At 75.1% G+C, this 25,167-nt stretch carries 27 protein-coding genes; 9 read left to right on the top strand and 18 right to left on the bottom strand.

The genetic code is table 11. The features are described from left to right. A partial coding sequence (locus tag ACFWIC_RS25735; RefSeq protein WP_380520109.1) for a hypothetical protein occupies positions 1-183 on the top strand: 183 nt, incomplete at its 5' end. On the opposite strand, the gene ACFWIC_RS25730 is transcribed toward ACFWIC_RS25735, so the two are convergent. Together ACFWIC_RS25730 and ACFWIC_RS25725 are read right to left on the bottom strand one after the other, a co-directional pair. Next, positions 147-635 carry a flavin reductase family protein gene (locus ACFWIC_RS25730; protein ID WP_329885112.1) on the bottom strand — a complete coding sequence of 163 codons (489 nt, stop codon included), beginning with the start codon at positions 633-635 and terminating at the stop codon, positions 147-149. The genes ACFWIC_RS25735 and ACFWIC_RS25730 overlap by 37 nt on opposite strands. Then, entirely contained in the window at positions 632-1,624 is a 993-nt protein-coding gene (locus ACFWIC_RS25725) for a beta-ketoacyl-ACP synthase 3 (RefSeq protein ID WP_380354359.1), read from the bottom strand. Before ACFWIC_RS25725 ends, ACFWIC_RS25730 begins: the two co-directional genes overlap by 4 nt. Before the next feature lie 153 nt (positions 1,625-1,777). Here ACFWIC_RS25725 and ACFWIC_RS25720 point away from each other — a divergent pair, with 153 nt between their 5' ends. From ACFWIC_RS25720 to ACFWIC_RS25710, 3 genes are all read left to right on the top strand, one after another. Next, entirely contained in the window at positions 1,778-2,383 is a 606-nt protein-coding gene (locus ACFWIC_RS25720) for a response regulator transcription factor (protein WP_329949476.1), read from the top strand. A 119-nt stretch (positions 2,384-2,502) separates the two neighbouring features. Next, positions 2,503-3,315 carry an AfsR/SARP family transcriptional regulator gene (locus tag ACFWIC_RS25715; protein WP_355405468.1) on the top strand — a complete coding sequence of 271 codons (813 nt, stop codon included), beginning with the start codon at positions 2,503-2,505 and terminating at the stop codon, positions 3,313-3,315. Next, on the top strand, positions 3,312-4,259 hold the full coding sequence (locus ACFWIC_RS25710) for a 3-hydroxyacyl-CoA dehydrogenase NAD-binding domain-containing protein (protein ID WP_380520108.1): 948 nt from the start codon (positions 3,312-3,314) through the stop codon (positions 4,257-4,259). Before ACFWIC_RS25715 ends, ACFWIC_RS25710 begins: the two co-directional genes overlap by 4 nt. A gap of 176 nt (positions 4,260-4,435) precedes the next feature. Here ACFWIC_RS25710 and ACFWIC_RS25705 read toward each other — a convergent pair whose 3' ends face one another. The 3 genes from ACFWIC_RS25705 to ACFWIC_RS25695 form a co-directional block, all read right to left on the bottom strand. After that, positions 4,436-4,888, bottom strand: coding sequence for a nuclear transport factor 2 family protein (locus ACFWIC_RS25705; RefSeq protein ID WP_329949474.1), 453 nt, complete (start codon positions 4,886-4,888; stop codon positions 4,436-4,438). Between the two features lie 60 nt (positions 4,889-4,948). Next, on the bottom strand, positions 4,949-5,878 hold the full coding sequence (locus ACFWIC_RS25700) for an NAD(P)H-binding protein (RefSeq protein WP_380520107.1): 930 nt from the start codon (positions 5,876-5,878) through the stop codon (positions 4,949-4,951). Positions 5,879-5,983: 105 nt separating this feature from the next. Next, positions 5,984-6,475, bottom strand: coding sequence for a MarR family winged helix-turn-helix transcriptional regulator (locus ACFWIC_RS25695; protein WP_380354368.1), 492 nt, complete (start codon positions 6,473-6,475; stop codon positions 5,984-5,986). 79 nt (positions 6,476-6,554) lie between these two features. On the opposite strand from ACFWIC_RS25695, the gene ACFWIC_RS25690 reads away from it, so the two are divergent. Together ACFWIC_RS25690 and ACFWIC_RS25685 are read left to right on the top strand one after the other, a co-directional pair. Beyond that, positions 6,555-8,066 carry an MFS transporter gene (locus ACFWIC_RS25690; RefSeq protein WP_329885104.1) on the top strand — a complete coding sequence of 504 codons (1,512 nt, stop codon included), beginning with the start codon at positions 6,555-6,557 and terminating at the stop codon, positions 8,064-8,066. A gap of 163 nt (positions 8,067-8,229) precedes the next feature. Continuing rightward, positions 8,230-9,333, top strand: coding sequence for a hydrolase (locus ACFWIC_RS25685; protein ID WP_329949472.1), 1,104 nt, complete (start codon positions 8,230-8,232; stop codon positions 9,331-9,333). A 238-nt stretch (positions 9,334-9,571) separates the two neighbouring features. Here ACFWIC_RS25685 and ACFWIC_RS25680 read toward each other — a convergent pair whose 3' ends face one another. The 3 genes from ACFWIC_RS25680 to ACFWIC_RS25670 are packed head-to-tail and all read right to left on the bottom strand — an operon-like array spanning position 9,572 to position 12,278. Next, positions 9,572-10,603, bottom strand: coding sequence for a DUF6081 family protein (locus tag ACFWIC_RS25680; RefSeq protein ID WP_380520106.1), 1,032 nt, complete (start codon positions 10,601-10,603; stop codon positions 9,572-9,574). Further along, positions 10,600-11,289: an HAD family hydrolase gene (locus tag ACFWIC_RS25675; protein WP_380520105.1), complete on the bottom strand. Its 690-nt coding sequence runs from the start codon at positions 11,287-11,289 to the stop codon at positions 10,600-10,602. Before ACFWIC_RS25675 ends, ACFWIC_RS25680 begins: the two co-directional genes overlap by 4 nt. Further along, on the bottom strand, positions 11,286-12,278 hold the full coding sequence (locus ACFWIC_RS25670; protein ID WP_380520104.1) for a pseudouridine-5'-phosphate glycosidase: 993 nt from the start codon (positions 12,276-12,278) through the stop codon (positions 11,286-11,288). The genes ACFWIC_RS25675 and ACFWIC_RS25670 overlap by 4 nt, the downstream gene beginning before the upstream one ends. Before the next feature lie 201 nt (positions 12,279-12,479). Between ACFWIC_RS25670 and ACFWIC_RS25665 the strand changes: the two genes are divergently transcribed. Continuing rightward, positions 12,480-13,550: a DUF6081 family protein gene (locus ACFWIC_RS25665; protein WP_355405460.1), complete on the top strand. Its 1,071-nt coding sequence runs from the start codon at positions 12,480-12,482 to the stop codon at positions 13,548-13,550. A gap of 167 nt (positions 13,551-13,717) precedes the next feature. Here the strand turns inward: ACFWIC_RS25665 and ACFWIC_RS25660 are convergent, their stop codons facing one another. Genes ACFWIC_RS25660 through ACFWIC_RS25650 form a run of 3 tightly spaced genes read right to left on the bottom strand, consistent with a single transcriptional unit; the run spans position 13,718 to position 16,833 of the window. Then, positions 13,718-14,785: an aldo/keto reductase gene (locus tag ACFWIC_RS25660; protein ID WP_355405459.1), complete on the bottom strand. Its 1,068-nt coding sequence runs from the start codon at positions 14,783-14,785 to the stop codon at positions 13,718-13,720. Between the two features lie 47 nt (positions 14,786-14,832). Beyond that, a complete protein-coding gene (locus ACFWIC_RS25655) occupies positions 14,833-15,720 on the bottom strand; it encodes a nitroreductase/quinone reductase family protein (RefSeq protein WP_380520103.1) in 888 nt (295 codons plus the stop codon). A gap of 39 nt (positions 15,721-15,759) precedes the next feature. Continuing rightward, a complete protein-coding gene (locus ACFWIC_RS25650) occupies positions 15,760-16,833 on the bottom strand; it encodes a DUF6081 family protein (RefSeq protein WP_380520102.1) in 1,074 nt (357 codons plus the stop codon). A 151-nt stretch (positions 16,834-16,984) separates the two neighbouring features. Here ACFWIC_RS25650 and ACFWIC_RS25645 point away from each other — a divergent pair, with 151 nt between their 5' ends. Both ACFWIC_RS25645 and ACFWIC_RS25640 read left to right on the top strand, forming a co-directional pair. Then, positions 16,985-18,004, top strand: coding sequence for an acyltransferase domain-containing protein (locus tag ACFWIC_RS25645; protein WP_329949467.1), 1,020 nt, complete (start codon positions 16,985-16,987; stop codon positions 18,002-18,004). A gap of 107 nt (positions 18,005-18,111) precedes the next feature. Continuing rightward, complete coding sequence (locus ACFWIC_RS25640; protein WP_329885094.1) at positions 18,112-18,819, top strand: NTP transferase domain-containing protein; 708 nt, start codon at positions 18,112-18,114, stop codon at positions 18,817-18,819. An 88-nt stretch (positions 18,820-18,907) separates the two neighbouring features. On the opposite strand, the gene ACFWIC_RS25635 is transcribed toward ACFWIC_RS25640, so the two are convergent. The 7 genes from ACFWIC_RS25635 to ACFWIC_RS25605 all read right to left on the bottom strand — a co-directional run bounded on the left by ACFWIC_RS25635 (position 18,908) and on the right by ACFWIC_RS25605 (position 25,069). Beyond that, positions 18,908-19,849, bottom strand: coding sequence for an MBL fold metallo-hydrolase (locus ACFWIC_RS25635; protein ID WP_380520101.1), 942 nt, complete (start codon positions 19,847-19,849; stop codon positions 18,908-18,910). Then, positions 19,846-20,862, bottom strand: coding sequence for an aromatase/cyclase (locus ACFWIC_RS25630; protein ID WP_380520100.1), 1,017 nt, complete (start codon positions 20,860-20,862; stop codon positions 19,846-19,848). The genes ACFWIC_RS25635 and ACFWIC_RS25630 overlap by 4 nt, the downstream gene beginning before the upstream one ends. A gap of 85 nt (positions 20,863-20,947) precedes the next feature. Further along, positions 20,948-21,736 carry an SDR family NAD(P)-dependent oxidoreductase gene (locus tag ACFWIC_RS25625; RefSeq protein WP_329885091.1) on the bottom strand — a complete coding sequence of 263 codons (789 nt, stop codon included), beginning with the start codon at positions 21,734-21,736 and terminating at the stop codon, positions 20,948-20,950. 122 nt (positions 21,737-21,858) lie between these two features. Then, positions 21,859-22,116, bottom strand: a complete 258-nt coding sequence (locus ACFWIC_RS25620) for an acyl carrier protein (protein ID WP_355405452.1) — start codon at positions 22,114-22,116, stop codon at positions 21,859-21,861. Further along, on the bottom strand, positions 22,113-23,477 hold the full coding sequence (locus ACFWIC_RS25615) for a ketosynthase chain-length factor (protein WP_380520099.1): 1,365 nt from the start codon (positions 23,475-23,477) through the stop codon (positions 22,113-22,115). The genes ACFWIC_RS25620 and ACFWIC_RS25615 overlap by 4 nt, the downstream gene beginning before the upstream one ends. Then, a complete protein-coding gene (locus ACFWIC_RS25610) occupies positions 23,474-24,736 on the bottom strand; it encodes a beta-ketoacyl-[acyl-carrier-protein] synthase family protein (RefSeq protein ID WP_329885088.1) in 1,263 nt (420 codons plus the stop codon). Before ACFWIC_RS25610 ends, ACFWIC_RS25615 begins: the two co-directional genes overlap by 4 nt. Positions 24,737-24,811: 75 nt before the next feature. After that, on the bottom strand, positions 24,812-25,069 hold the full coding sequence (locus tag ACFWIC_RS25605) for an acyl carrier protein (protein ID WP_329885087.1): 258 nt from the start codon (positions 25,067-25,069) through the stop codon (positions 24,812-24,814). Positions 25,070-25,167 lie beyond the last annotated feature (98 nt).

Genomic DNA, 25,167 nt, shown 5'->3' with positions numbered 1-25,167 from the left:
ACCGGCGGCCGCCTCGACGGCTACGAGATCCGCACCGCCGCCGTCGCCCGCTCGGTGCCCTGCCTGACCACCGTGCAGGCCATGGGCGCCGCCGTGCTGGCGATCGAGGCCCTCCAGTCGGCGACCGCCATGACGGTGACCCCGCTTCAGGAACTGAGCGTCCGGTACGACCGGTCCGCGTAGACCAGCGGGTCACCGCCGTCCGCGAGCCGGACGGCGGTGACCTCGCCGACCAGGATCAGGTGGTCGCCGGCGGGGTGCCGGTCGTACACCGCGCAGTCGAGCTGGCAGAGGGCGTCGGCCACGGCCGGCAGGTCCCGGGGCGTCGGCTCGGTGTCCGCCGCGCGGAACTTCTCGGCCCCGCGGGTGGCGAACCGGGTCGCCACGGCGGACTGCTCCCGGCGGAGCACGCTCACCGCGAACTCCTCGCAGCCGGCGAGCGCCTTGTAGGCACCGGCCGTCTCGGCCACGCAGACCAGGATCAGGGCCGGTTCCAGCGAGACCGAGCAGAACGAGGTCGCGGTGAGGCCCTGCGGGGCGCCGTCGCTCCCCCGGGTCGTCACCACCACCACGCCGGCGGCGGTCCGGGCCATCGCGGCGCGGAGGTCGTCGCGGGTCACCGTCCGGCCGGTCACGGCAGCACCACCGTCTGCGCCGCGTAGTTGAGACCGGCCCCGAAGCCGACCAGCAGCGCAGTGTCCCCGCTCGCCGCCGTGCCCTCGCCGAGCAGCGCCTCCAGCGCGAGCGGGATCGAGGCGGCGGAGGTGTTGCCGGTCTCGACGACGTCGCGGGCGACGGTGGTCGCGGCGGTCAGGCCGAGGCGCTCGACCATCAACTCGGTCATCCGGAGGTTGGCCTGGTGCGGGACGAAGGCGCCGAGGTCCGCGACCGACTGGCCGGCCGCGTCGAGGGCCGCCAGCGCGGCCGGCGCCACCTCCTCCATCGCCCAGCGGAACACCCGGCGGCCGTCCATCCGCATCCAGGGCCGTTCGTCACCGGCCCACGGCGCGGTCATCCGCAGGGCGTCGGCGTACGCGCCGTCGGAGCGCCGGACCACCGGGCCGATGCCGGGGTAACGGGCCGCGCCGACCACGACGGCGCCGGCGCCGTCCGCGAAGAGCAGGGCGCTCGTGCGGTCGGTCGGCTCGACGATGTCGGTCATCCGCTCCGCCCCGATCACCAGCACCCGCCGGGCGCCGCCGGTCCGCACCGTGTCGGAGGCCACCGCGAGGGCGTGGCAGAAGCCTGCGCAGGCCGCCGACAGGTCGAACGCGGCGGCGCCGCCGGCGCCCAGCCGGTGGGCCACCACGGCGGCCAGCGCCGGGGTCTGGACCAGGTTGGACATGCTCGCCACCAGGACGAGGTCGAGATCGGCGGGGCGCGCCCCGGCCCGGTCGAGGGCCTGCCGGGCGGCCGCGACGGCCATCACCGGCAGCGTCTCGTCGGGGCCCGCGAATCCGCGCCGGCGAATTCCGCTGCGGGTCTCGATCCACTCGGGGGTGGAGTCGATGCTCCGGCAGAGCTCGGCATTGTCGACGCGGCGGCGGGGCCGGTAGCCACCGACCCCCTGTATTCCGCTGTGCCCCGTGCCGGCGACGCGTATTGGGCGTTTCCTCGCGTTCACCACTTCGGTTCTCCATTTCGCGTCCACGATGCGGGCGAGGCGATCCTCACAATCGACGCTGGAAAAGCCCTTGAGGCTCGCTGGGCGGCCCTACAATTCACCTGACGCACCGTCACACCGAGGGACGGCTGCGAACGGGGAAAGGGGGACTCGGTGATCCGGCTGCTCATCGCCGAAGATGTACGGATGGTACGCGGCGCACTGGTGGCGCTGCTCGAACTCGAACCTGACGTCAAGGTGGTCGCCGAGGTCGGCAGCGGCGACGCCGTGGTGCCGGCCGCGCTGGAGGTCCGGCCCGACCTGGCGATCCTGGACATCAACCTGCCGGGGCAGGACGGCCTCACCGCCGCCGCGCAGCTGCGGTCGTACGTACCCGACTGCCGGGTGCTGCTGCTCACCAGCCTGAGCCATCCGACCGTGTTGCGGCGGGCGCTCGCACTGCCGGGCACGGGGCTGCTCCTGAAGGACGCACCGCCGAGCGAGCTGTTCGCCGCGGTCCGCCGGACGATGACCGGCGAGCGGGTGGTCGATCCGCAGCTCGCACTGAGCTTCTCCACTCCGGTGGACGGGCTGCTCACCCCGCGCGAGGTCGAGGTGCTGCGACTGGCCGCCGAGGGCGACGACGTCCGGCAGATCGCGCGCCAGCTCCACCTGTCGGTGGGAACGGTCCGCAACTACCTGACCGCGGTCGTCCAGAAGCTGGACGCCCGCAACCGGGTCGACGCCGTCCGGATTGCCCGGGAATCGGGCATGATCTGACGGTGCGTGCACGGTCCCGGTATGAGAAATTCACAGACCGCCCGTGAGATCATCACTAGGGCTCCCTCAGTTCCTCGTGCCACACTCGAGGAAACCGAGATTTCCATGGAGGCGCACGTATGGACATCAGTGTTCTGGGGCCGCTGGAAATACGAATCGACGGAAACTTCATCGTGCCGAGTGCCGGAAAGCCGCGACAATTGCTCGCACTGCTCGCACTTCGGGCGGGCCGGCTGGTCCAGGTCCCCACACTGATGGAGGAGGCCTGGGGGGCCCGAATACCGAGGAGCGCCCAGACGACGTTACAGACCTACGTCCTCCAGCTCCGCCGGCGGATCGCGGCCGCGCTGCCGGCCGGCACGCCGCAGACGGCCAAGGAGGTGCTCGCCACCCGGCTCGGCGGCTACCAGCTGACCGGCGCCGTGCACGACTCCGACCTACGGACCTTCCACCGGCTGACCGCCGAGGGCAGCGCGGCCCTCGACGCCGGGGACGCCCACCGGGCCGCCGACGCGCTCGGCCGGGCGCTGCGGCTCTGGCGCGGCCCGGCGCTGGCCGACGTCCCGGTCGGGCCCGTGCTGGAGACCGAGGTCCTGGGCATGGACGAGGCCCGCACCCGGGCGATGGAACTGCGCGTGGAGGCGGACCTGAGGCTCGGACGGCACGCCGAGATCCTCGGCGAACTGCGGATGCTGACGGCCCGTCACCCGTTGCACGAGAACTTCTCCGCCCAGCTGATGGTCGCCTACTACCGCTCCGGCCACACCTGGCGGGCCCTGGAGACGTACCAGCGGCTGCGCGGCGCGCTGGTCGGCGAACTGGGGGTCGAGCCCTCCCGCCGGGTGCAGCGGCTGCACCAGCTGGTCCTCGGCGGCTCCCCCGAGCCGGCCCACCCGGAACTGCCCGAATTCGCCCTGGAGGTGGCGCGGTGACCGCACGTCCGACGACCTACCGCAGCGCGGCGGTGATCGGCACCGGCACGATCGCGCTGGGCTGGATCGCCCTGTTCGCCGCACGCGGGCTGGAGGTGCGGATCAGCAGCACCCGCGCCGACGCCCGCGCCCACGTCACGGCGGCGCTGCCGCTGTACGCGGCCTCCCTGCCCGACGGACCGGCCGACCCCGACGAGCTGGCGGCCCGGCTGGTCTTCGCCCCCGACCTCGCCGGCGCGGTGGCAGGCGTCGACGTGGTGCAGGAGAACGCCCCGGAGGACCTCCCGCTCAAGCAGCGGCTGTTCGCCGAGGTCGCGGCGGCGGCAGCACCGGACGCCCTGCTGCTCTCCTCCACCTCGACCCTGCTGCCGGACGACCTGGGCGCCGGGCTCGACACCCCCGGCCGGGTCCTGGTCGGCCACCCGTTCAACCCCCCGCACATCGTGCCGCTGGTCGAGGTGGTGGCCGGCCGCGACGCCGATCCCTCGACCGTCGGGGCCGCGGTGGAGTTCTACCGGTGGCTGGGCAAGACACCGGTCGTGCTGCGGCGCGCGGTGCCGGGCTTCGTGGCGAACCGGCTGCAGTCGGCCCTGCTGCGGGAGAGCATCCACCTGGTGCGCGAGGGCGTGGTGACGGTGGACGAGCTGGACGAGGTCGTGACCGCCTCGATCGGCTCCCGGTGGGCCGTGGTGGGCCCGTTCCACGCCTTCCACCTGGGCGGCGGGCCCGGCGGCCTGCGGCACTGGCTGGAGCACCTGGGCAGCGGCCTGGAGCGCAGTTGGTCGCTGCTCGGCTCGCCGCCGGTGGACCGGGAGACCGTCGACACCATCCTGGCGCAGGCCGACGCGTCGTTCGGGGCGGTGCCGTACGAGGAGCTGGCCGCCCGGCGCGACCGCGGGCAGAACGCGGTCATCGCGGCGGCGGCCCGGGCACGCGAGGGCTGAGGCCGCGCGCCGCACGCCGGTGCCGAACGGGAGGCGGGCGGAAGCGCCGACCGTCGGCACCGGCCCGGGGCGACGCCCCGGGGGCGGGCGGGCCGAGTGACCACGGGGCTCCCGGCCGTGACGGCCGGGAGCCCTGCCCGTGCGCCCCGCCCGTGGGCCCTGCCCGGGTGCCCGGATCAGAACGAGGCGTGGTCCTGGGTCACCCGCCGTTCCAGGGTGCGCAGTTCACCGTCCTCACGGACCAGGACGTCGCGGACGACACAGCTCGGCGCGATGACCGGCTGGAACTGCCCGGGCCGGGTCGTCACGACGAGGGCGTAGAACTCGGTGTGCACGCTGCCGTCGGGCTGCTCGCGGACGTCGAGCATGTTGAACCAGTGCCGGCGCCGGACCGGGTCCTGGGCGAACCGGCGATCGTTGTACGAGCGCACCTCGGCGGCGATCGCCGCCCGGCCGCGGACGGCGGGCGCGTCCGGCGAGTGGTCGAACACGCCGTCCGCCGCGAAGGTCGCTGCGAACGGCTCGGCCCGCACCGCGTCCAGGTGCTGCATCTGGCGGGCGTAGAACAGTTGCACCTCGGCGTAGAGCCCGGTACGGGCCGGATTCGCCACGGGGGTGGTGGTCTCCACCAGCTTCCTCCTCGGTAGGAACGGTTCGTGGAAGGTCCCGGCCACCCTCGCCGGGCGGGCTCAACCCGTCCTGGAGACGGTCTGGAGGAACTCGGCCGCGTGGTCCTCGACCCAGGCGCGGAACGGCCGGGCCGGGCGGCCCGTGTACTCCTGGACGGTGCCCGTCAGCGGCGGCGGCACCCGGCGCAGGTACTCCTCGACGCCGAGCAGCGCGCGGGCGTAGGCCTCGGGCAGCCGGTCGCCGGCCAGTCGCACCCAGGCCTCGGCGCTCAGCCGGCGGACGGTCAGCGGACGGCCGGTCACCTCCGCGAGGATCCGCACCCGTTCGTGGGTGTCCAGGGCCTGCGGGCCGGAGAGGACCAGCGGTCCGGGGGCGGGGGCGGGGCCCGCGAGGACGGCGGCGGCGACGTCCGCGATGTCCCGCGGGTCGACCACCGGAAGCGCGAGGTCCGGGTGGACGGCGCCGATCACCCCCGCGCCGCGCACGGCGGGGATCCACTGCCGCGTGAGCGAGGCGAACGGGCCCGGCCGCAGCACGGTGACCGGCCGGCCGGTGACCGCGAGCGCGGCCTCGCCCTGCCGGTGCTTGCGGAACAGCGGGTTGTCCGGCACCGGGTTGTCCGGCACCGGGGCGTCCTGTGTCGGGTCCTCCTGCGCCTCGGCAGCCTGCGCGGCGGGAGCCGCCGCGGAGAGCAGGACGAGGTGCTCCGGACCGCCTCCGGGCACGTCGCGCAGCGCCTCGGCGACCGCGGCGCCGGCGTCGTCGGCCAGCAGGACGAAGGCCCGCTCGACCCCGACGAGCGCGGCGCGGACCGCCGCCGGGTCGGTGAGGTCCCCCGGGGCGAGGTGCACCCCGGCCGGCAGCAGGGCCGCGGCCCGCTCCGGATCCCGGACGAGGGCACGGACCTCCGCGCCGTCCTTCAGCAGACGGCGCACCAGATGGCTCCCGACCGTCCCGGTGGCCCCGGTGACCAGTACTTTCCTCGGCATGCCGCCTCCCTGCGGTCCGTGGGCGGCGGTGTGCCGCCCCGGCGACCAGCAGAGCGTGCGGGGCTCGAAGAACGCTCCAGCGGGACTCGGCCGCCGGTGCCGGACCTACGGGCGGGGGCGGGAGGCGCCGTTCTCGTAGGCCTCGATGGTGCGGACGAACAGCGCCCGGTCCCCGGGGGCGAGCGGCTCGAACGCCCTGCGCCAGGCGTCGGCCCCGTTGGCCAGCCAGCGCTCGATGGCCTCGCGGGTGGCGGGCTCCTCGGTGATGCTGACGATGGTGCGACGGCGGTCGGCCGGATCGGCCAGCCGTTCGACGACTCCCTGCCGGGTGAGGTCGCTGACCATCAGGCTCACCGTGGTGGGGGCGACCTCCAGGCGCGCCGCGAGCTGGTTCACCGGCATCGGCCCGTCGAAGAGCAGGTAGGACAGCATCGACAGGTGACGGGGCGCCAGGTTCATCGACTGGAGCCGGTCGGGCACGGGCGTGCGCTTGAGCCGCGCCGCCACGCGCGGCATGAGGAGCAGCATCGCGCGGATCGCCTCGTCGGTGCTGAGCCCGTGCGCGGACGAGGCGTCGGACACCTGTTCCGTTGACATCCTCCACCCCTCCCCATAGCTTTGCTTTCAAAGCAAAGTCTCCTGTCGGCTTCTCACACAGTACCGGAAGGGGCGCTCCATGCCCGAGCCCCGGCCCGCATCCCCGCAGTACAGCCCACGTCGCTGGGCGGCCCTGGTGGTCACCATGGCGGCCACCGTGATGGACCTGATCGACGGCACGGTCCTCCAGGTCGCCTTACCCACGCTCCGCCGCGAGCTCGACGCCTCCTCCACCCAGCTCGAATGGGCCATGGCCGGCTACACCATCGCCTTCGCCTCCGGCATGATCACCGCCTCCCGGCTCGGAGACCGCTACGGCCGGCTGAAGGTCTTCCAGGCCGGGCTGATCGCCTTCACCCTCACCTCGCTGCTCACCGGGCTCTCCGTCAACCCCGAGATGCTGGTCACCGTCCGGATCCTCCAGGGGGCCTCCGCCGCCCTGATGGTGCCCCAGGTGCTCGCCATGCTCCGGGTCGAGTTCCCGCCCGGCGAGCAGCAGCGCGCCGCCACCGTCTACGGCCTGACCTTCTCGATCGGCGGCGTCGGCGCCCCGCTGCTCGGCGGCCTGCTGCTCGACGCCGACCTGTTCGGCCTCACCTGGCGGCCGATCTTCTTCGTCAACGTGCCCGTCGGCATCGCCGCGCTGATCGGCACCGTGCTGCTCTGCCGGGACTCCCGCTCCGAGCACGCCTCCACCATCGACGCCCGCGGCCTGGCCATCGCCGGCGTCGCGGTGCTCGCCCTGCTCTACCCGCTGGTCGAGGGCCGCACCCTGGACTGGCCGTGGTGGACCTTCGCCGTCATGGCGGCCTGCCCGGTGCTGCTCTGGCTCTTCGGCCGCTACGAACGGACGGTCGTCGCCCGGGGCCACACCGCGCTGATCGACCCGGCACTGCTGCGCCAGCGGGCCGCCCTCGGCGGGCTCTCCGTCGCCGTGCTGTTCTTCGCGGGCGCCGCCTACCCGGTGATCCTGACGGTCCATCTGCAGAGCACCGTCGGCTTCACCCCCCTGCACACCGCGCTGACCATGGTCCCGGCCGCCGTCGGCGTCGGCCTCTTCTCCCCCTTCGCCACCAGGCTGCGCCAGCTCGGCCGTCCGCTCGCGGTGGTCGGGTGCGTGGTGCTCGCCCTGGGCATGGGCCTCACCACGCTCGCGGTGGTCCGCTACGGGACCGGACTGCACTCCTGGCAGCTGATCCCGGGCCTGCTGATCGGCGGCGTCGGCATGTCGATGGCCTCGGGCGTGCTGATCGCCACCGTCCTCGCGAAGACCCCGGGCCATCACGTGGGCGCCGCGGCCGGACTGGTCAACACGGCCATCCAGATCGGCACCGCCTCCGGGGTGGCGCTGCTCGGCACCGTCTACTTCGGCCTGCTGGACGACGGCCACCCGCCGATCCGCTCCGCCGCCACCGGCCTGCTGGTCGTCGTCGGGCTCTACCTGCTGGCCGCCCCCGCCGCGATGATCCTGCCCGGCGGCCGTCTGGTCTTCATGGCCGCCCGGCCCCCGCAGCAGCAGCCCCGGCCGCCGGCCTCGACGACGCAGCCGGGCCGGCCGGACGGCGCCGACGCGGAGGCCACCCGGACCTGACCGCCCGAACCCCCGGCCACCCGAACCCCGCTCCCTGCCTGTCGATCTGTCGACCTGCCGACCCGCCGACCGCCCGACCGGCGGTCCAGCCGGCCTCGACCGGACGCCGCGAGGCTGCGCTTCTCCACCGTTCTCCACCGTCCCACCGGAGGGAAGTGCCGCCATGAAGGAGCATTCCGATCTGACCGAGGTGTGCCGGGCGGCCTCGGCGCACGCGGACCGGGCCGAACGCGAGTACCGGCTCGGGGCCGAGGTCGTCGAGGCCGTCCGGGAGGCCGGGTTCGCCCGGCACTTCGTCCCCGCCCGGTGGGGTGGCGACGAGGGCGGCTTCGGCACCTGCCTCGACGCCGTCTCCGCACTCGCCCGGCACGACCCGTCCGCCGCCTGGTGCGCGTCGATCGCCTCGACCCTCGGCAGGATGGCCGGGTTCCTGCCCGAGGAGGGCCGGCGCGCGCTCTGGGCGGACGGCCCGGACACCCTGGTGGCCGGCGCGCTGGTGCCTGCCGGGACGGCCGTCCTTGAGGACGGCGGCTGGCGGCTCTCCGGCCGCTGGTCCTACGTCAGCGGCGTGGACTCCTCCGACGCCGCCCTGCTCGCCTGTTCGGTCCCGGTGCCCGACGGCGCGCCGGACGAACGGCAGCCGCGCTTCCTGCTGGTGCCCCGCTCCGCCTACCGGGTCGAGGAGACCTGGCGGACCGTCGGCATGCGCGGGACGGGCAGCCACACGCTGGTCCTGGACCCGGTGCACGTGCCCGTCGGACACACCTTCGGGCACGCCGAGCTGCTGACCGGGCGCCCGGCGGGCGAGGCGCCCGCCCCCCTCACCGTGCCGCTGCGCGACGTCAGCGGGCTGACCTTCGCCGGACCCGTGCTGGGGGCGGTGCGAGGGGCGCTGTCCGCCTGGTCCGCCGCCGCGGCCCGCCGGAAGCCCTCGGCCGCCGCCGAGTCCGCGCTCGCCCGGGCCTCCGCCGAGACCGACGCGGCCGCGCTGCTGCTGGCCCGGGCCGCCGAGGACGCCGACCGGGGCGCCCGGGACGAGTGGAGCGGGGCCCGCGCGCAGCGCGACCAGGCGGCCGCCGTGGAGCTGCTGCTGGCCGCGGTCAACGGGCTGGCCCGGACCGCCGGGACCGGTGCGCTGCAGGAGGACGCGCCGTTCCAGCGGTTCTGGCGGGACGCCACCACCGGCGCCACCCACGCCGTCCTCCAGTGGGAGCCGGCCGCCCACCGCTTCGCGACGGCGGAGCTCGTCACGTACGCGGCGGGCTGACGGACCCGGCGGGCCTGCGGGTACCGCGGACCGGCGGGTCGCCGCGCCTCACGGGGTGGTCGGGCGACCGGTGGTCGGGCGACCGCCCACCCGGTTGCCCGACACCGGACGCCGGACGCGGGACCACGGAGTGCCGCAGTGCCGCAGTGCCGCAGTGCCGCAGTGCCGCAGACGGAACGCCGCGAGGGGGCTGTGGGCATCCGCCCGCAGCCCCCTCCGGCACTCCGGCCGGGCCGGGTCAGCCAACGGGCCCGTCGGTGACGGTGTACCCGCCGATCGTCAGTTCGGCGCCCTGGCCGAAGAGCCGGCTGCTCTCCCGGCTCTCCTCGTCGACGAAGGTCTGCTCGTGCGGCTCGCCCGCGTCGGGGCGGAAGTAGGTGGTCGCCCGGGAGAGGCGGACCAGGCCGCGCCCGGTCGGCCAGGAGCCGTCCAGCAGGCTGAGCAGGCCCATCCCGAAGCTGAGCTGGCGCGGTTCGACCAGCGTCAGCTCGCCGCCCTCGTCGAGGGTGAGCGTCTCCCGGCCGAGCGGCAGACCGATCCGGTCGACCCGCAGCACCTCCTCGTCCTCCAGCAGCCAGCGCACCACGCCTGCGCCCCGGTCGTAGGAGATCCGCACCCGGTGGCGGTCGTCCGGGGTGCGGTCCAGCAGCGGCACGGTGCAGGCGAAGGAGCCGTACGGGCCGAGGTGGCGGCGGGCGAAGTTGGTCCGGCCGTAGAAGGCGTAGAGCCGGCGGTTGGTCAGGATGAAGTCGAAGGCGACCGAGGTCTCCGGGTCGATGGTGTTCAGCATGGCGCCGCCCAGCCGCAGGTCGTCCTCGGGGTCGCGGACCGCGTCGCCGAACGGGTGGCCCGCGGTGCCGTAGGTGCGGCCGGAGACGGTGGCGGAGACGGAGAGCACCCGGCCCGGTTCGGCCTCGAAGCCCTGGAAGCCGGAGGCCGCGGTGCGGTTGACGTAGGCGATCCACTTGGCGTGGTCGGCGAATCCGGGCACCACCCCGGCCTGTCCGCGCTCGCTGGGCACCGTCCGGGTGAAGGCCGGCTCGCCGGTCGCCGCGTTGCGGCCCCGGGAGACCAGGCGCAGGCCCTCCCCGGTGACGGTGGCGTCGGCGTCGTCGGCGATCAGCTCGGCCGTGGCCTGGACGTACCGCCAGCGGGCGTCCGGCCCGGTGGCGGAGAGGCCGTCGCGGAAGTCGTCCCGCCAGAGCTCGGCGGCCTCGGCGGGGACGGCGGCTTCGACGGGGGTGGCGGGGGTGCGGGCGGGCGGGTTCATCGCGGCTCCTCGGGTCGGTCGGTCGGTGGTGCCGGGGCGAGCAGGAGGTCGACGACCTCGGGGAAGCAGTCGACGACCCGCTCCGCGCCCGCGGCGGTCAGCTCGGCGGCGGTGGCCGCGCCGTACGAGACGCCGATGACGCGCATCCCGGCGGCACGCGCCATGCCCACGTCGGCGACGCCGTCGCCGACCACCACGCAGGACTCGGCGGACAGGCCGAGCCGGTCGGCCGCGTACCGGGCCATCGCCGGGTGCGGCTTGCCGTGCTCGACGCTGTCGTGGCCGGCGACCACGGCGAACGCGTCGGCGACGCCCATCAGGGCGAGGATCTTCTCGGCCGCCCCGCGTGGCTTGGAGGTGGCCACCGCGAGCCGCAGCCCCGCCCCGGCGAGCCGGCGCAGCCCGGTCGCCACCCCCGGGTAGCGCAGGGCCGCGCCGGTGGCCGTCAGGTGCGCACGGAAGCGCCGCTGGTAGTCGGCGGCGGCGGCGGCCACCTCCGGGCCATCGGCCGGCCGGCCGAGCAGCCGGGCCAGGCTCGGTTCCAGCGGCAGGCCGACGGTCGCGCGCACGGCGTCCGCGCCGGGGTGCACGCCGCGTTCGGCGAGGACGGCGGTGAGCAGCGTGGCGATGGCCTGCGGGGTGTCGGCGAGGGTGCCGTCGAGATCGAACAGGACGCCGGCCGTCACCGCCACTCCCCCGCCGCCTGCTCGTACGCGGGCCGCGCGCCGGCGTGCTGCGCGGCCACCTGCGTGCCCGCCTGCTGCTCGTTACCGGCCAGGGCCGACAGGGCGACCGACAGCTCGCCGGCCAGCCGCGCGGTGCTCAGCAGCAGGGACCGGCCGGCCTTCGCGGTGCGTCCCTCGGTGACCCGGGAGACGGCCTTCATCAGGAAGGGGCTGACGGCGTTTCCGGTGACCCCGGCCGCGTCCGCCTCGGCGAGCGCCCGCACGATGGCGGTCTCGATCACCTCGGCGTCCAACGCGTCCTCCTCGGCCACCGGGGTGGTGAGCAGGACCGTGCCGCCGCCGGTGACCTCCCAGTGCGCCAGGACGGCGCGGGCGGCCTGGCGGACGTCGTCCACCCGGCGGACCGGGACCTCGGTGGCCCGCGCGTAGAAGCCGGGCAGCCGGTCGGTGCCGTGGCCGAGCACCGGGACGCCGGCCGTCTCCAGGTACTCGGCGGTGAGCCGGGCGTCCAGGATGCTCTTGGCCCCGCCGCAGACCACGGTGATCCGGGTGCGGGTGAACTGGAGGAGGTCCGGCGAGATGTCGAAGGTCTGCTGCGCGCGGCGGTGGACGCCGCCGATCCCGGCGGTGGCGAACACCGGGATGCCGGCCCGCTCGGCGATGACGATGGTGCCGGCCACGGTGGTGGCGCCGGGGCCGCCGCCGGCCAGCACCGGGCCGATGTCGCGGGCGCTGACCTTGGGCACGCCGGCGGTGGTGCGCAGCCGTTCGATCTGGTCGGCGTCGAGGCCGACGAGCAGCCGGCCGTCCAGGATGCCGATGGTGGCGGGCACGGCGCCGCCGTCCCGGACGGCCTTCTCGATGGCGAGGGCGGCGTCGACGGACGGTGCGTGGGTGACGAGCGACGATTCGAGCGCGACCACCGGCCGCCGCTCGGCCAGTGCGGTGCCGACTTCCTCGGTGATGGCAAGGAGCTGGTCCACGGCCATCGCCTCCTTCCGGACAGGGGCTGGTCATCATGGGCTCGGGCAGCCTGTCCGGGGCGGCTGGAGCAGTGGTCGAGCGGGCGTGGAGACGGCGGTTCGACCGGAATTCGAGGGATCGCGGCCAGAGTGTGCGGCGCACCACCCGAGGTGCTCGGAAGCTCGGAAGTGCTCTGTGGTGCTCTGTCGAATGCGCAGGGAGACGCGATGAACGGGAAAGTGAAGGCGGCGATCGGCGTCGCGATGACGATGGCCGGCGTGGCCGGGGCCGGCGGGACAGCCGTCGCGGACGCCGGTGCGGCGGGGAGGCCCGGGCAGGTCCTCTTCCACGACGAGTTCCGCGACGGCTTCGACTCGGCGCAGACCTGGCAGTTGGGCTCGTCGAAGACCGCGACCGGCGCGGTGCTGCCGCAGGGCGACGGTGTGATCACCGCCGGCCGGCGCGGCATCACGGTGGTGCCGACCGGGACCAACCCGGTCACCGGCCGGCCGGCGTTCGCCGCGACGACCGACCAGAACGCCACCGGTTTCGGCGGTGGCACCGGCGACCACCTCAAGTGGGTGGCGCAGCCCCGGCAGTCCTCCGCCAACGGCGTGCCCGTCCCGGACACCGGTGCGCTGGTCTGCTCCAGCCAGGTGTCGGTCCGGTCGGACTACGTCGACCAGCACCCGTTCGGCCGGGCGGTGTCCGATCCGCAGACCGATCCCCGGCTGGCCAGTGCCACGCTGATCTCGGTGGACCACACCACCCACACGGTGGCCAACCTGACGGTCACCAACGGCGAGATCCACGCGGTGTACGAGCGGCTGCCGATCCCCGGCAGCACCTACGCCTCGTACCACTACTCCGTCCCGGTGGCCAAGCGCACCCCGGGCCGGACGGACGACCTCCAGATCAAGTTCGACCAGGGCGGCCGGCGGGTCACCTGGCTGGTGAACGGCAGGAACGTGCTGTCCACCGACAGGATCGGGACGCCGGCGTTCGACCGCAAGTACCTGCGGCTGGACCACGGCGGCACCCCGGAGCAGGTCCGGGCGACCTCGGTGCAGTGCGGCCTCGGCACCGGGAACCTGCTGGACGGCGCCGGCGGTGTGCGTGACCGGGACAAGCGCGGGCTGGTCCGCCTCGGCAAGGAGGAGAACTTCTACTACAAGCCGTCGCAGGGTGCGCCGGCGCCGCAGACCTTCCTCGACGACCGGAGCCTGGAGCAGAACCGGCTCTGGGGTCAGGGTGTGACGCTGAAGGTGCGTTCGTTCGACATGCGGTACGTGCGGTAACGCCCGTCCTGGCCGTCCGCCCGGCGCCCCTTCCGTCGGCCGGCCGCGTGCCGGAGGACCGGAGGGCCGCCGCCCGGCCGCCGCCCGGTACGAGGGGACGACGGACGGCCGGGGCCCCCGGGGCGAACCGGAGTCCTCGGCCGTCTGTCGTCGGTCCCGCCCGGGCGCTACCGTGCGGCGGTACCGTAGAGGTCGTCGGCGACGGCCCGGCGGACGGTGGTGCGCCGGTCGTCGACCTGGTCCCACTGGTCGCCGTAGATCAGCCGGACCATGGCGGGGAACCGCAGGAACGCGTGCGGGAAGCCGGCCGGCACCGCACTGACCCGGTCCAGTGCGGCCAACTGCTCGGCGTCCAGCGAGAGTTCGGTGGCCGCCAGGTTCTGCCGCAGCTGCTCCTCCGAGGTGGCGCCGACCAGCGGGATCACCGTGCCGGGGCGCGAGCGGAGCCAGGCGAGCGCGACCTGCGCGGGCGGGCGGCCGACCGCCTCGGCGACGGCCAGGACCTCCCGGACGACGTCGTCGCCCTCGCCGCGGGCCCGGCCCCAGGCGACGCTGTCCAGCCGCCCGGTGCCGCCGGTCAGGTACTTGCCGGTGAGCCGGCCGTCGGCCAGCGGCCCCCACGCGAGCACCGGGAGGTCGAAGGCGTGGGCCATCGGCAGCAGTTCACGCTCGGCGGTGCGGTCGAGGAGGTTGTAGTGCAGCTGGAGGCCGACGAAGGCGGACCAGCCGCGCAGTTCGGCCAGGGTGTTGGCCTGGGCGACCTCCCACGCGGGCCAGTCGGAGACACCGACGTAGAGCACCTTTCCGGCCCGGACGACGTCCTCCAGGGCGCGCATCACCTCGGGCACCGGGGTCAGCGTGTCGCGGGCGTGCACCCAGAGCAGGTCGAGGTGGTCGGTGCGCAGCCGGCGGAGGCTGGCCTCCAGGGAGTTGACGAGGTTCTTGCGGTGGTTCCCGGCCGAGTTGAGGTCTCCGGGCCGGGTCTGCATCGTGTACTTGGTGCTCAGCACGAACCGGTCGCGGCGGCCGGCGAGGAGTTCGCCGAGCAGTGACTCGGCGGTGCCGTTGCCGTACTCGTTGGCGGTGTCCAGCAGGTTGCCGCCGGCGTCGGCGAACTGGTCGAGCAGGCGGCCGGGGACCTCGGGCGGCAGTTTCCAGTCGGTTCCAAAGGTCATGGTGCCCAGGGCGAGTTCGGAGACCCTCAGGCCCGACTTGCCGAGCAGCGTGTAGCGCATGTCAGCACGCTCCGTGGTTCGGGGGCCCCGGCCTGCCCGGGGCCCGGTCAGGATGGACGGGGCACGTCCAGCGCCGGCAGCAGGTGCTCCTCCTCGTAGGCGAAGTGCGCCTCCAGACCGTCGATCACCCGGTCGAGCTCCGTCCTGAGGGCGGCGACGTCGCCGCCCTCGGCCGCGAGGCCGCGCTCCAGCACCGCTTCGAGGTCGGCCAGCTTCCGTTCGACCACCTCGTGCTCCTCGCGCAGCCTGGTGATGGCCGGCACGAGGTGCGGGAACTGTTGCTCGAAGGCGGTGAAGGAGCCGTCCTCGCGGGTGTGGTGCAGCTGGAGTCCGTAGCAGAACGTGAGGCAGCGGCGGTGCAGCTGCCGGGTGAGGTCGGGAGTCGGACGAGCCTCCTCCCCGCCACTCAGCACGCTCTCGACGGCGGCGCGGACCTCGGCCAGCTCGGCCCGCAACTCCTCGTGGTGGATGATCAACTGACGTCCGATCATCCGGTTGCGGTCGCTGTCCGTGGAGAGGTCCAGCGCGTGCAGGGCGACCACCGGAATCACCCGGGTGGTCTTCTCCTGGTACTCGCGGAAGGCCGGGCTGAGGGTGCTCTGCAGCTCGTACAGCCGGTCGCGCTCCTCCCCCTCCAGGACGACCGCGCGGGTGGCGAAGGGCTTCACGCGCCCCTCGTCGGTGCCGATCTCCATCGTGACCTGGGGTGCGGCGACCAGGTTGTGGTACCAGTCGGGGTGCTGCGAGTTGCCGAGGTTGGAGGCGAAGACCAGGTACCGGTCGCCGTCCCGCAGGTAGATCGCCGGGTTGGTGTGCGGCTTGCCGGTGCGGCGGCCGGCGGTGGTGAGGACCACCATCGGGGCGCCTTCGAACATGCCCCCCACCTTCCCGTTGTTCTCCCGGAACTCTTTGATGATCCGTTCGTTCCAGCTCATGAGGGCGCTCCAATCGTTTGCTTTGAAAGCAAATGTAAGCTAACGGGGTCGCCGACGGCTGTCAACACCCGTCCGCACGCGCACCGCAGGCACCTCGCGCACCTCACGCGCTTCCCGGACGGTCACCTCACGCACCCTCAACACCGCACCGGCGCCGAAGAGTCGGCTCTCCGGCCGGCTCCGCTCGTCCACGAACGCCTGCGGCGCCGGCGCCCCGGACCGCACGTCGTAGTAGTGCCCCGGCGCGGCGTCCAGCCGCACCAGCCCCCGGCCGTCCGGGCCGGCGCCGTCCAGCAGCGTCATCGTCGCCAGCCCGACCGCCAACTGCCCGAGCCGGACCGGCTCCCCCGGCTCGCCCCCGTGGTCCAGCAGCAGGTGTTCGCGCCCCGCCGGCCGGTGGCCGATCCGGTCCACCGCGAACACCTCGGCGCCGTCCAGCAGCCAGGTCACCCGGGTACCGCCGCGGTCCACCCGGACGGCGCAGCGGTGCCACGACTCCGGCGTCCGGACGGCCACCGGCACGGCCTGGCTGAAGGCCGCGGGACGCGGTGCGCCGGAGCCCGCCGGTTCCGGCAGGCGCTCGTACAGCGCGTAGACCCGGGTATCGGTGAGCAGGAAGTCGAAGGCCGCCCGGCTCGCCGGATCGAAGGCCACCAGACCGGCCGCAGCCAGCCGGAGGTCTGACGCCGGGTCGGCCACCGCCGCCCCGAACGGGTGCCGTCCGGTGCCCGGGAAGCGGGCCGTCAGCACCGCGCCGACCGTCAGTGCGCCCCCGTCCGGCACGTCGAACCCGGGCAGTCCCGAGCCCGCGGTGTGCCGCACCAGGGCCGTCCACTTCAGGTGGTCGCCCCGGCCGCCGCCCGGTGCGGCCGGGTCGCAGGTCGCGGTGAAGGCCGGCGCGCCGGTGACCGGGTCGGTCCCGGCGGAGCGCACCAGCAGGCCGTCCGCCGAGACCGTGGCGACACCGTCGCCGCGCGCCTGCCAGCCCGGCCCGGGACCGGAGCCGGCGCGGAGACCGGCGCGAAGGCCGTCGTGAAGACCGTCGTGAAGACCGCCCCGGAAGCCGTCAGGGAAGCCGTCGCGGAACTCGTCGTGGAAGAGCACATCCGTCACGCCCTCACCCTCCCGGCGCGGCCAGGAGTCCGGCTTGAGGCCCGGTCCATCCCGGGTCAAGGCATCACCCGCACGCTCCCCACGACCGGGGACGAACGACGAACGACCAACGCGAGCGACGCGAACGACGGACCACCCAGGGGAGACGACGATGACCGAACACCGCCGCACCGTGCTGCTCCTGCCCGGCCAGGGCGCCCAGCGCGAACGCATGGCCGCCGGGCTGTACGGCACCGAGCCGGTCTTCACCGAGCACCTCGACCGGCTGTTCACCGCCCTCGGCGCACGCGGCGACCGGCTGCGCGAGAACTGGTTGAGCCCCGCGCCCAATCCCGCGCTGGACGAGGCGGAGGCCGCCCAGCCGCTGCTGCTGGCCGTCGGCCACGCCCTCGGCCGGGCCGTCGAGGCCGCCGCCGGCCCGCCCGAGCTGCTGCTCGGCCACAGCATCGGCGAGCTGGCCGCCGCAGCCCTGGCGGACGTCCTCCCCGCCGACCGGCTGGCCGTCCTCGTCGACGCCCGCACCGGCGACCTCGACCCGGGTACCCGGGGCGGCCTGCTCGCGGTCGCGGCGGCCCCCACCGACCTGCCGCCCCGGCTCGGCCCCGGCATCGCCGTCGCGGCGGTCAACGGCCCCCGGCAGACCGTCCTCGCCGGCCCCTCCGCCGCCCTCGACGCCGCCGCCGACCTGCTGCGCGCGGCCGGCCTCACCGTCCGCGCGCTGCGCTCCGGCCACGCCTTCCACTCCCCCGCCCTGGCTCCCGCGGCACGACGGTTCGGCACGGCGCTCGGCGACCTCGGCCTCCGCCCGCCGCGCACCACCGTGTTCTCCGCCCGCACCGCCGCCCCGGTCCGTCCCGGAGAGGCCCTCGACCCGCGCTTCTGGGCCGACCAACTCGCCCTCCCGGTCCGCTGGTGGCCCGCCCTGTCGGCCCTGCTCGACCGGGCCGGCACCCGGCCCGGTCTGCTGCTCCTCGACGCCGCGCCCGACCGCAGCCTCTCCACCCCCGCCCGCCGCCACCCCGCGGTCCGCTCCGGCGCCAGCGTGATCGTCCCCCTCCTCGCCGACCACCGGCGGACCGGCACCCCTGCGGACCGCGCCGCGTTCGACGCCGCCGTCGCCCTGCTGGACGCCGGGGCCGGCCCCCACCGCCCGGCCGCCCGGCCGGTCTGACCCGTCCGGGGCGGGCGCCGGCCCCGGACGGGAGGCCCGAGGGAGTCCCGGAGGTGCTCCAGGCGAGCTGGAGAAGGGCTCCAGAGGGGGCGGGGACGCTCGGAGGTATGACAGCCGAGCCCTACCGTGCCCGGGGCGGCCCCGGGGAGGACGATCTGCTCTGGTCGGTCGTCCTGCCCGTCCGGCCCTTCGGATCGGCGAAGCAGCGCCTGGCCCTGCACAGCGGCCGCCACCACGCCGAACTGGCCCACGCCTTCTACCTCGACACCCTGCGTGCGGTGCGGGCCACTCCGGGCGTGGGGCTCGTCCTGGTGGTGACCGACGACCCGTTGGCCGCCCGGCAGGCCCGGACGCTCGGCGCCGCGACCACCCCGGAGGGGCGGCGCGCCGGGCCGGACGCGGCGGCCCTGGCCGGGGCCGCCGCGCTCGCCCCGGACTGCCCGGTGGCCGTCCTCGCCGCCGACCTGCCGACGCTGCGGCCCGAGGAGCTGGCGGAGGCGCTGGCCGCCGCCCGCCGGCACCGCCGGGCCCGGGTCGCCGACCACACCGGCGCGGGCACCACGGCCGTGACCGCGTTGCGGGCGGCGGACCTTGTCCCGTCGTTCGGCCGGGCCGCCGAGTCCCGGGAGCCGGTGCTGGCCGCCGGACCGGGCCTGCGGCTGGACGTCGACACGCCGGCCGACCTCGCCCGGGCCCGCGTCCGCGGACTGGGCCTGTTCTCCGCCGCCGTCCTGGACACCTGGGTACGCCCCTCGGCCGCCCGGTCGCGCCGCCGGACGGAGCCCGACCTGCCGGCTCTCCGGGCACGACGGTGACCCCGGCAGGGTCCGCCCCCGAGGGGGCCGCTCCTACCGGGGTCACCGACCGGCACCTCCCCCACCGGGGCCGCACCGCGGTGGGGGGTCAGGCGTAGCAGTCCGGCAGTCGCCCGCCGTTGTACTCCACCAGCTCGCCGAAGATCCGCACCACGTCCAGCGCCACGCCCTCCGGTTCGCCGTCGAGTTCGGCGTAGGCGCGGTGCAGGTTGCCGACCACCCGTTCGCCGTCCAGCCAGCCGGGGTACGGGCCGGGACCGGCGTCGCGGGCCGTCTCCAGCGGGCTCAGCCCGGCGGCCCGGCCCGCTTCGGCCGTCCGCAGGAGCCAGTCCAGGTAGGCGGCCGTCTCGTCCAGCACCTCCGGACCGGCGACCGGCCCGTGGCCGGGCACCACCGTCCGGGGCGCCAGCTCGCGCAGCCGCTCCAGCGTGCGCAGGGTGCCGCGCACCGAGCCCATCAGGACGAACGGCGTGCAGCCGTTGAGCACCACGTCCCCGGCGAACAGCACGCCGTCCTCCGGCAGCCACACCAGGGTGTCCCCGGTGGTGTGGGCCGGCCCGAAGTGCAGCAGCTCGACGGGGCGGTCGCCGACGTGCACGGTGAGACGGTCCCGGTACGTCAGGTGCGGCAGCCGCACCTCGATCCGGCCCCAGTCCACATCGGGCCAGAGTCCGGTGAGGCCGAGGCCGGCCTCGGTCATCTCCCGGCGGGCGTGCTCGTGGGCGACCACGGCCGCCTCGGGCGCCGCCACCGCGGAGCCGAAGACGTGATCGCCGTGGAAGTGGGTGAGCACCAGCAGCCGCGGCGGGGCCGCGGTCAGACCGTTCACGGCCTCGCGGAGGCGCCGGGCCCGCCGCTCGGTCGCCGCCGTGTCGACGAGCAGGCTCTCCCCGCCGCCGAGCACCACGCCGGCGTTGTTGAGGCACCAGCCGCCGGGCTCCTGGACGTAGGCGTAGACCCCGTCCGCGACCTCCCGCACGCGGACCCGGTCGGCGTCCGGCGCACCGTGCGGGGCGAGCAGCTCCGTCATCGGGCCACCTCCCGGGCACCGGCACGGGCACCGGCAGCGTCGGCGTCGGCGTCGGCCAGGAACGAACGCGCCCACTCCAGCGTGCGCAGGCTGTTCCCCCCGAGCGCCGCGCGCACCCGCTCGCGCACCACCGCGAGCTCGGTACCCGCGCCGAACAGCCGGGGCAGCGCGTCCGCGTCGAGGGCGACCCGGTGCACGGCGGTGACCGCGGAGCCCGCACCGTACGGGGTGACGATCCACTCGCCGCTGTGGCCCAGCAGACCGGCCGGCGGGGCGGTCTGCTTGTAGACGATCCGCTCGTGCGGGAAGCAGAGCCGCACCGAACGGGTCCGGTGCACCGAGCCGTCCTCGGCCCGGGTGTCCATCGACAGCCGCTGGACCTCCGCGCCGCCGGTGACCGGCGTCGCCGGGACCGTGGTCAGCTCGACCGCGTCCACGTGGGGCAGCCGGTCCGGCCACAGGTCGGCGCGGTGCAGGACGTCGTACACCGCCCCGGGCGGGGCGGTCGTCTCGACCCGGTCCGCGAAGGAGAAGACCAACTCCTCCGGCGGCTCCGGCCGTTCGGCCCAGGCCCGGACGGCGCCGATCTCCTGCTCGCTGTTGCCGTCCAGAGCCCGGGCGATCAGGTCGGCCTGCTCGGGCGCGCCGGCGGTGACCCACTCGTGGCCGAGGACCAGCCGGGTGGCGCTCTCGCCGCCCGCGCCGCGCTCGAACTCCCAGTGGCCGCCCATCCAGGTGAGCGGCGGGCTCGGCGTCTCCTGGCGGAAGTCGATCCGCAGCCGCTCGCGGTCGAGGGTGCGCAGCGAGGTCCAGCTGCGCACCTCCTCGCCGACCAGGGCCCAGAGGCGGATCCGCTCGGAGTCGAGGTCGGACTCCAGCACGTCGGCGGCGACGCAGGGCGGGAAGAGCAGCGGCCAACGGGTGACGTCGGCGATCAGCCGGAACGCCCGGTCGGCGGGTGCCCGGAGGTCCGCGGTGTGCTCGGCGGTGCGGCGGGTCGGTGGCGTGGTCATGGGTCCCTCCGTCGTCGTGGTGGGGCGGCCCGTCGTGGTGGGCCGCCCCGTCGGCCCGGGCGGCCCGTCCGGCGGGGCGGGCGGGTCAGTACGTGCCGAGGCCGCCGCAGATGTTGAGCGCCTGCGCGGTGATCGGGGCCGCCTCGTCGGTGACCAGGAAGCCGACGAAGGCGGCCACCTCGGCGGGCTCGGTGTAGCGGCCGAGCGGGATCTTGGCCAGGAAGCGTTCCAGCACCTCCTGCTCGGTGACGTTCCACAGGCCGGCGAAGCCCCGGCGCACGCCCTCGGCCATCGGCGTCTCGACGTACCCGGGGCAGACCGCGTTGACGGTGATGCCGGTCTTGGCGAGTTCGAGGCCGAGCGCCTTGGTGAAGCCGACCACGCCGTGCTTGGACGCCGAGTAGGGCGCCCCGTAGAGCACGCCCTGCTTGCCGCCGGTGGAGGCGATGCTGATGATCCGGCCGCGTTCGCGCTCGCGCATCCGGCCGGTGGTGAGGACCTCCCGGGTGACCAGGAAGACGCTGTTGAGGTTGGTGTCGATGACGTCGTACCAGGTCTCGTCGGGAAGGTCGGCGGTGACGCCGCCGCCGCCCCGGCCGGCGTTGTTCACCAGCACCTCGGCCGGGCCGTACCGCTCGACGGCGGCCGCGACCCAGCCCCGCACCTCGTCGCGGGACCGCACGTCGCAGGCGGCGCCGTCCGCCGTCAGGCCCTGCCCGCGCAGCTCCTTGACGGTGGCGGCCACCTGTTCGGCGTCCCGGGCGGCGAGGAAGACGGGGTGACCGCGCCGGGCGAGCGTCTCGGCGACGGCCCGGCCGATGCCGCGGGTCGCCCCGGTGACCAGGGCCGGGCCGGGTGGTTGCTGCACTCCCATGCTCGCGCTCCTCTCGGGTTCTCTCGGGTTCTCTCGGGTTCTCTCGGGCTTCTGACTTCACTCGGGCTCTCGGACTCTCGGACTCTCGGATCCGGCCCGGCGGCCCGGTCCGCCGCGACGGCTCAGGCCGCCTCGGCCATCGCGCTGTTCACCAGGTCGAGCAGCTGGCGCGGGGTCTCGACGGCCGCCATCACGTCGTCGGCGAGGTCGGTGCCGTAGCGGCGGGTGATCACCGCCGCCGTCTCCAGCAGGGCCAGCGAGTCGTAGCCGAGGTCGGTGAACGGGAGGTCCAGGGCCTCGGGGTCGATCCGGGTCTGTTCGTCCTCGCCCGCGCACTCGGCGAGGATTTCTCGGAGGTCGTCGAAGGTCAGGTGGCTCATGGCCGGTCCTCCCGGGCGGTCTCGCGGACGGATGGGCGGGTCGTGCCCCGGGCGGCCCCGCGGCCCGGCTCCACGGCGCGCACCACCAGGGCGGAGTTGAAGCCGCCGTGACCGCGCGCCAGGACCAGCGCGGCCCGGACCCGCAGCGGGCGCGGTTCGCCCCGCACCAGGTCGAGCCGGTGGCCGGGCACCGGCCGGGTGACGTGCGCCGCCGCGGGCAGCACGCCGTCCCGGACGGACAGCAGCGCGGCGGCGGTGTCCAGCGGCGGGCCGCCGCCGGTGAGCCGGCCGGTGAGCGTCTTGGGCACGCTCACCGGGACCCCGTACGGGCCGAACAGCGCCTCGATCGCCGCCGCCTCGGCGTCGTCGCGCTCGCGGACGCCGGCCGCGTCGGCGAAGACCACGTCGATGTCCCCGGCCGCCAGGCCGGCGTCCGACAGGGCCAGCCGGGCGGCGCGTTCCAGGCCGGGCGGGCGGCCGGACCCGGGCGCCGGGTCGAAGGTCGCCGCGTACCCGGCGATCTCGCCGTAGACCTGGTGGGCACCGCGCGCGGCCGCCGCCGCGGCGCTCTCCACGATCAGCACGGCGCCGCCCTCGCCGGGCACGTGCCCGGCGGCCCCGGTGTCGAACGGCAGGTAGGCGCGGGTCGGGTCGGCGACCGTCGAGACCCCGCCGCCGGACAGGTGCGCCACCAGCCCCCACGGGTCGAACGCGGACTCCACCCCGCCGCTCACCACCAGCGAACTCCCCCCGCGCAGCGTGCGCCGGGCGTGGCCGAGCGCGTCGAGCCCGCCGGCCTGGTCCGCCACCAGGACGCTGCCCGGCCCGCGCATGCCGTGGCGGATGGAGATCTGACCGGTGTTGGCCGCGTAGAACCAGGCGAAGGACTCGTAGACGCTGACGTGCTGCGGGCCCTTGGTCCACAGCTTGCGCGCCTCGCGGTGGGTGAACTCGAAGCCGCCGGTGGCGTTGGAGGTCACCACGCTCATGCCGTACTCGGGCAGCTCGGCCGGGTCGGCGCCGGAGTCGGCGAGCGCCCAGTCGGCGGCGGCGACCGCCAGCCGGGTGACCCGGTCGGTCTGCGGCAGCAGGCGGCCCGGCAGGTGGGCGGCGGCGTCGAAGTCCGGGATGAGCCCGGCCAGGCGCACCGGGTACTTCGTGGCGTCGTAGCGGGTGATGGGGCGGATCCCGCTCTCGCCGCGCAGGGTCGCCGCCCACCAGGCCTCCGTACCCAGGCCGTTGGGCGCGGCCACGCCGATGCCGGTGACCACCGCGGTGTCCGCGGCGGCGCCGGCAGCGGCTGCGGGCCCGGTGCGGACGGCGGGCCCGGCGGCGGCGCCTCCGGTGTCCACGCCGCTCATGCGGCGTCCGCCCGGGTCAGGACCATCGCGCTCTGGAAGCCGCCGAAGCCGCTGCCGACCGACACCACGGTGTCCAACCGGGCCTCCCGCGCCTCGTTGGGCACGTAGTCGAGGTCGCACTCCGGGTCGCGCTCGTGCAGGTTGGCGGTGGGCGGGACGGCCCCGTGCTCCATGGCCAGTGCGCAGGCGGCGATCTCGATCGATCCGATCGCCCCGAGCGAGTGACCGACCATCGACTTGATGGAGCTGACCGGCACCCGGTAGGCGTGGTCGCCGAGTGCCTGCTTGAAGGCCATCGTCTCGTGCCGGTCGTTCTGCTTCGTGCCGGAGCCGTGGGCGTTGACGTAGTCGACCGCGTCGGGTGCCCGCCGTGCCTCGGCCAGGGCGTGCCTGACGGCCTCGGCCATCTCGCGGCCGTCCTTCTTCAACCCGGTCATGTGGTACGCGTTGCAGCGCGTGGCGTACCCCGAGACCAGCCCGTAGACGTGCGCGCCCCGGGCCCGGGCGTGCTCCAGCTCCTCCAGGACGAACATCGCGGCGCCCTCGGCGATCACGAACCCGTCGCGGCCGCGGTCGAAGGGGCGCGAGGCGTGGGCCGGGTCGTCGTTGCGCACCGAGGTGGCGCGGACGGCGTCGAAGCAGGCGACGGCGATCGGCGAGATCGGGGTGTCGGCCGCGCCGGCCAGCATGACGTCGGCGCTGCCCTCCGCGATCAGGTCGCGGGCGTAGCCGATGGAGTCAAGACCCGAGGTGCACCCCGTGGAGACCACGGCGGCAGGGCCCTCGGCGCCTGCCGTCCAGGCCACCTCGGCCGCCAGCGAGCTGGGCACGAAGGCGTCGTACAGGTGCGGTGACACGTAGTCGCCGTCGACCTCCCACTGCCGGCCGCTGTCGCTGAGGACGAGGTACTCCTGTTCCAGGGTGGTGGTGCCGCCGACGGCGCTGCCGACGCTGACCCCGACCCGGTGCGGGTCCAGCGCGGCGAACTCGAGTCCGCTGTCGGTGATGCACTCGCGGGCGCTGACCACGGCGAACTGGGCCGCCCGGTCGAGCCGGCGGACCTCCCGGGGGGTCAGGCCGTACAGCGCCGGGTCGAAGTCCACCTCGGCCGCCACCCGCGAGCGGAAGCGGCCGGGGTCGAACAGCGAGATGGTCCGGGTGGCGGTGCGCCCGGAGACGAGCAGGTCCCAGAACGCCTTCCGGCCGATCCCGCCGGGCGCGACCACACCGATGCCGGTGATGGCGACGCTACGGTTCATAGTCGGTTCTCCTCTTTTCCTCTTCCGTCCTCTGCCGTCGGCAGCCGTCCCCGCGGCTGCCCTCCGGTCGCTCCGTCAGCTCGCGGCGGGGATGCGGGCACCGATGTACGCGATGAAGTCGGCGGGCGTCTTGAGGTCGTCGAGGTCCTCGTCCGGGATGGCGACGCCGTAGTCGTCCTGGATCCGGACGGCGATCTCGTAGACCACGATGGAGTCGTAGCCGAGGTCGCCGAACTCGCTGTCGACCGAGGCCGCGTCGAGCTCGCCGCCGTCGGTGCCCTCGAAGCACTTCGCCACGATCTGCTGGAAGTCGGTGAGCGTGAAGCCAGCCATGGGGTTTCCTTCCGTTCGGTGAACATCGCCACCGTCGGCAACCCGGCTGGGGACGCGGTCGAGCGGCGCTGGACAGCCGACGGCGCGGCTGGCTCCGG

The organism is Kitasatospora sp. NPDC127035 (assembly GCF_042726075.1).
GTDB lineage: Bacteria > Actinomycetota > Actinomycetes > Streptomycetales > Streptomycetaceae > Kitasatospora.
The sequence above is the reverse complement of the archived record's forward strand: the minus strand, read 5'-3'. Positions and strand labels throughout refer to the sequence as shown.

Excerpts from the sequence above, each read along its gene's own strand:
- ACFWIC_RS25640 (WP_329885094.1), top strand. The coding sequence starts at position 18,112 with ATGACAGCCGAGCCCTACCGTGCCCGGGGCGGCCCCGGGGAGGACGAT.
- ACFWIC_RS25715 (WP_355405468.1), top strand. The coding sequence starts at position 2,503 with ATGGACATCAGTGTTCTGGGGCCGCTGGAAATACGAATCGACGGAAAC.
- ACFWIC_RS25615 (WP_380520099.1), bottom strand. The coding sequence starts at position 23,477 with ATGAGCGGCGTGGACACCGGAGGCGCCGCCGCCGGGCCCGCCGTCCGC.
- ACFWIC_RS25635 (WP_380520101.1), bottom strand. The coding sequence starts at position 19,849 with ATGACGGAGCTGCTCGCCCCGCACGGTGCGCCGGACGCCGACCGGGTC.
- ACFWIC_RS25610 (WP_329885088.1), bottom strand. The coding sequence starts at position 24,736 with ATGAACCGTAGCGTCGCCATCACCGGCATCGGTGTGGTCGCGCCCGGC.
- ACFWIC_RS25630 (WP_380520100.1), bottom strand. The coding sequence starts at position 20,862 with ATGACCACGCCACCGACCCGCCGCACCGCCGAGCACACCGCGGACCTC.
- ACFWIC_RS25665 (WP_355405460.1), top strand. The coding sequence starts at position 12,480 with ATGAACGGGAAAGTGAAGGCGGCGATCGGCGTCGCGATGACGATGGCC.
- ACFWIC_RS25620 (WP_355405452.1), bottom strand. The coding sequence starts at position 22,116 with ATGAGCCACCTGACCTTCGACGACCTCCGAGAAATCCTCGCCGAGTGC.
- ACFWIC_RS25605 (WP_329885087.1), bottom strand. The coding sequence starts at position 25,069 with ATGGCTGGCTTCACGCTCACCGACTTCCAGCAGATCGTGGCGAAGTGC.
- ACFWIC_RS25690 (WP_329885104.1), top strand. The coding sequence starts at position 6,555 with ATGCCCGAGCCCCGGCCCGCATCCCCGCAGTACAGCCCACGTCGCTGG.
- ACFWIC_RS25700 (WP_380520107.1), bottom strand. The coding sequence starts at position 5,878 with ATGCCGAGGAAAGTACTGGTCACCGGGGCCACCGGGACGGTCGGGAGC.
- ACFWIC_RS25660 (WP_355405459.1), bottom strand. The coding sequence starts at position 14,785 with ATGCGCTACACGCTGCTCGGCAAGTCGGGCCTGAGGGTCTCCGAACTC.
- ACFWIC_RS25685 (WP_329949472.1), top strand. The coding sequence starts at position 8,230 with ATGAAGGAGCATTCCGATCTGACCGAGGTGTGCCGGGCGGCCTCGGCG.
- ACFWIC_RS25655 (WP_380520103.1), bottom strand. The coding sequence starts at position 15,720 with ATGAGCTGGAACGAACGGATCATCAAAGAGTTCCGGGAGAACAACGGG.
- ACFWIC_RS25670 (WP_380520104.1), bottom strand. The coding sequence starts at position 12,278 with ATGGCCGTGGACCAGCTCCTTGCCATCACCGAGGAAGTCGGCACCGCA.
- ACFWIC_RS25695 (WP_380354368.1), bottom strand. The coding sequence starts at position 6,475 with ATGTCAACGGAACAGGTGTCCGACGCCTCGTCCGCGCACGGGCTCAGC.
- ACFWIC_RS25680 (WP_380520106.1), bottom strand. The coding sequence starts at position 10,603 with ATGAACCCGCCCGCCCGCACCCCCGCCACCCCCGTCGAAGCCGCCGTC.
- ACFWIC_RS25625 (WP_329885091.1), bottom strand. The coding sequence starts at position 21,736 with ATGGGAGTGCAGCAACCACCCGGCCCGGCCCTGGTCACCGGGGCGACC.
- ACFWIC_RS25645 (WP_329949467.1), top strand. The coding sequence starts at position 16,985 with ATGACCGAACACCGCCGCACCGTGCTGCTCCTGCCCGGCCAGGGCGCC.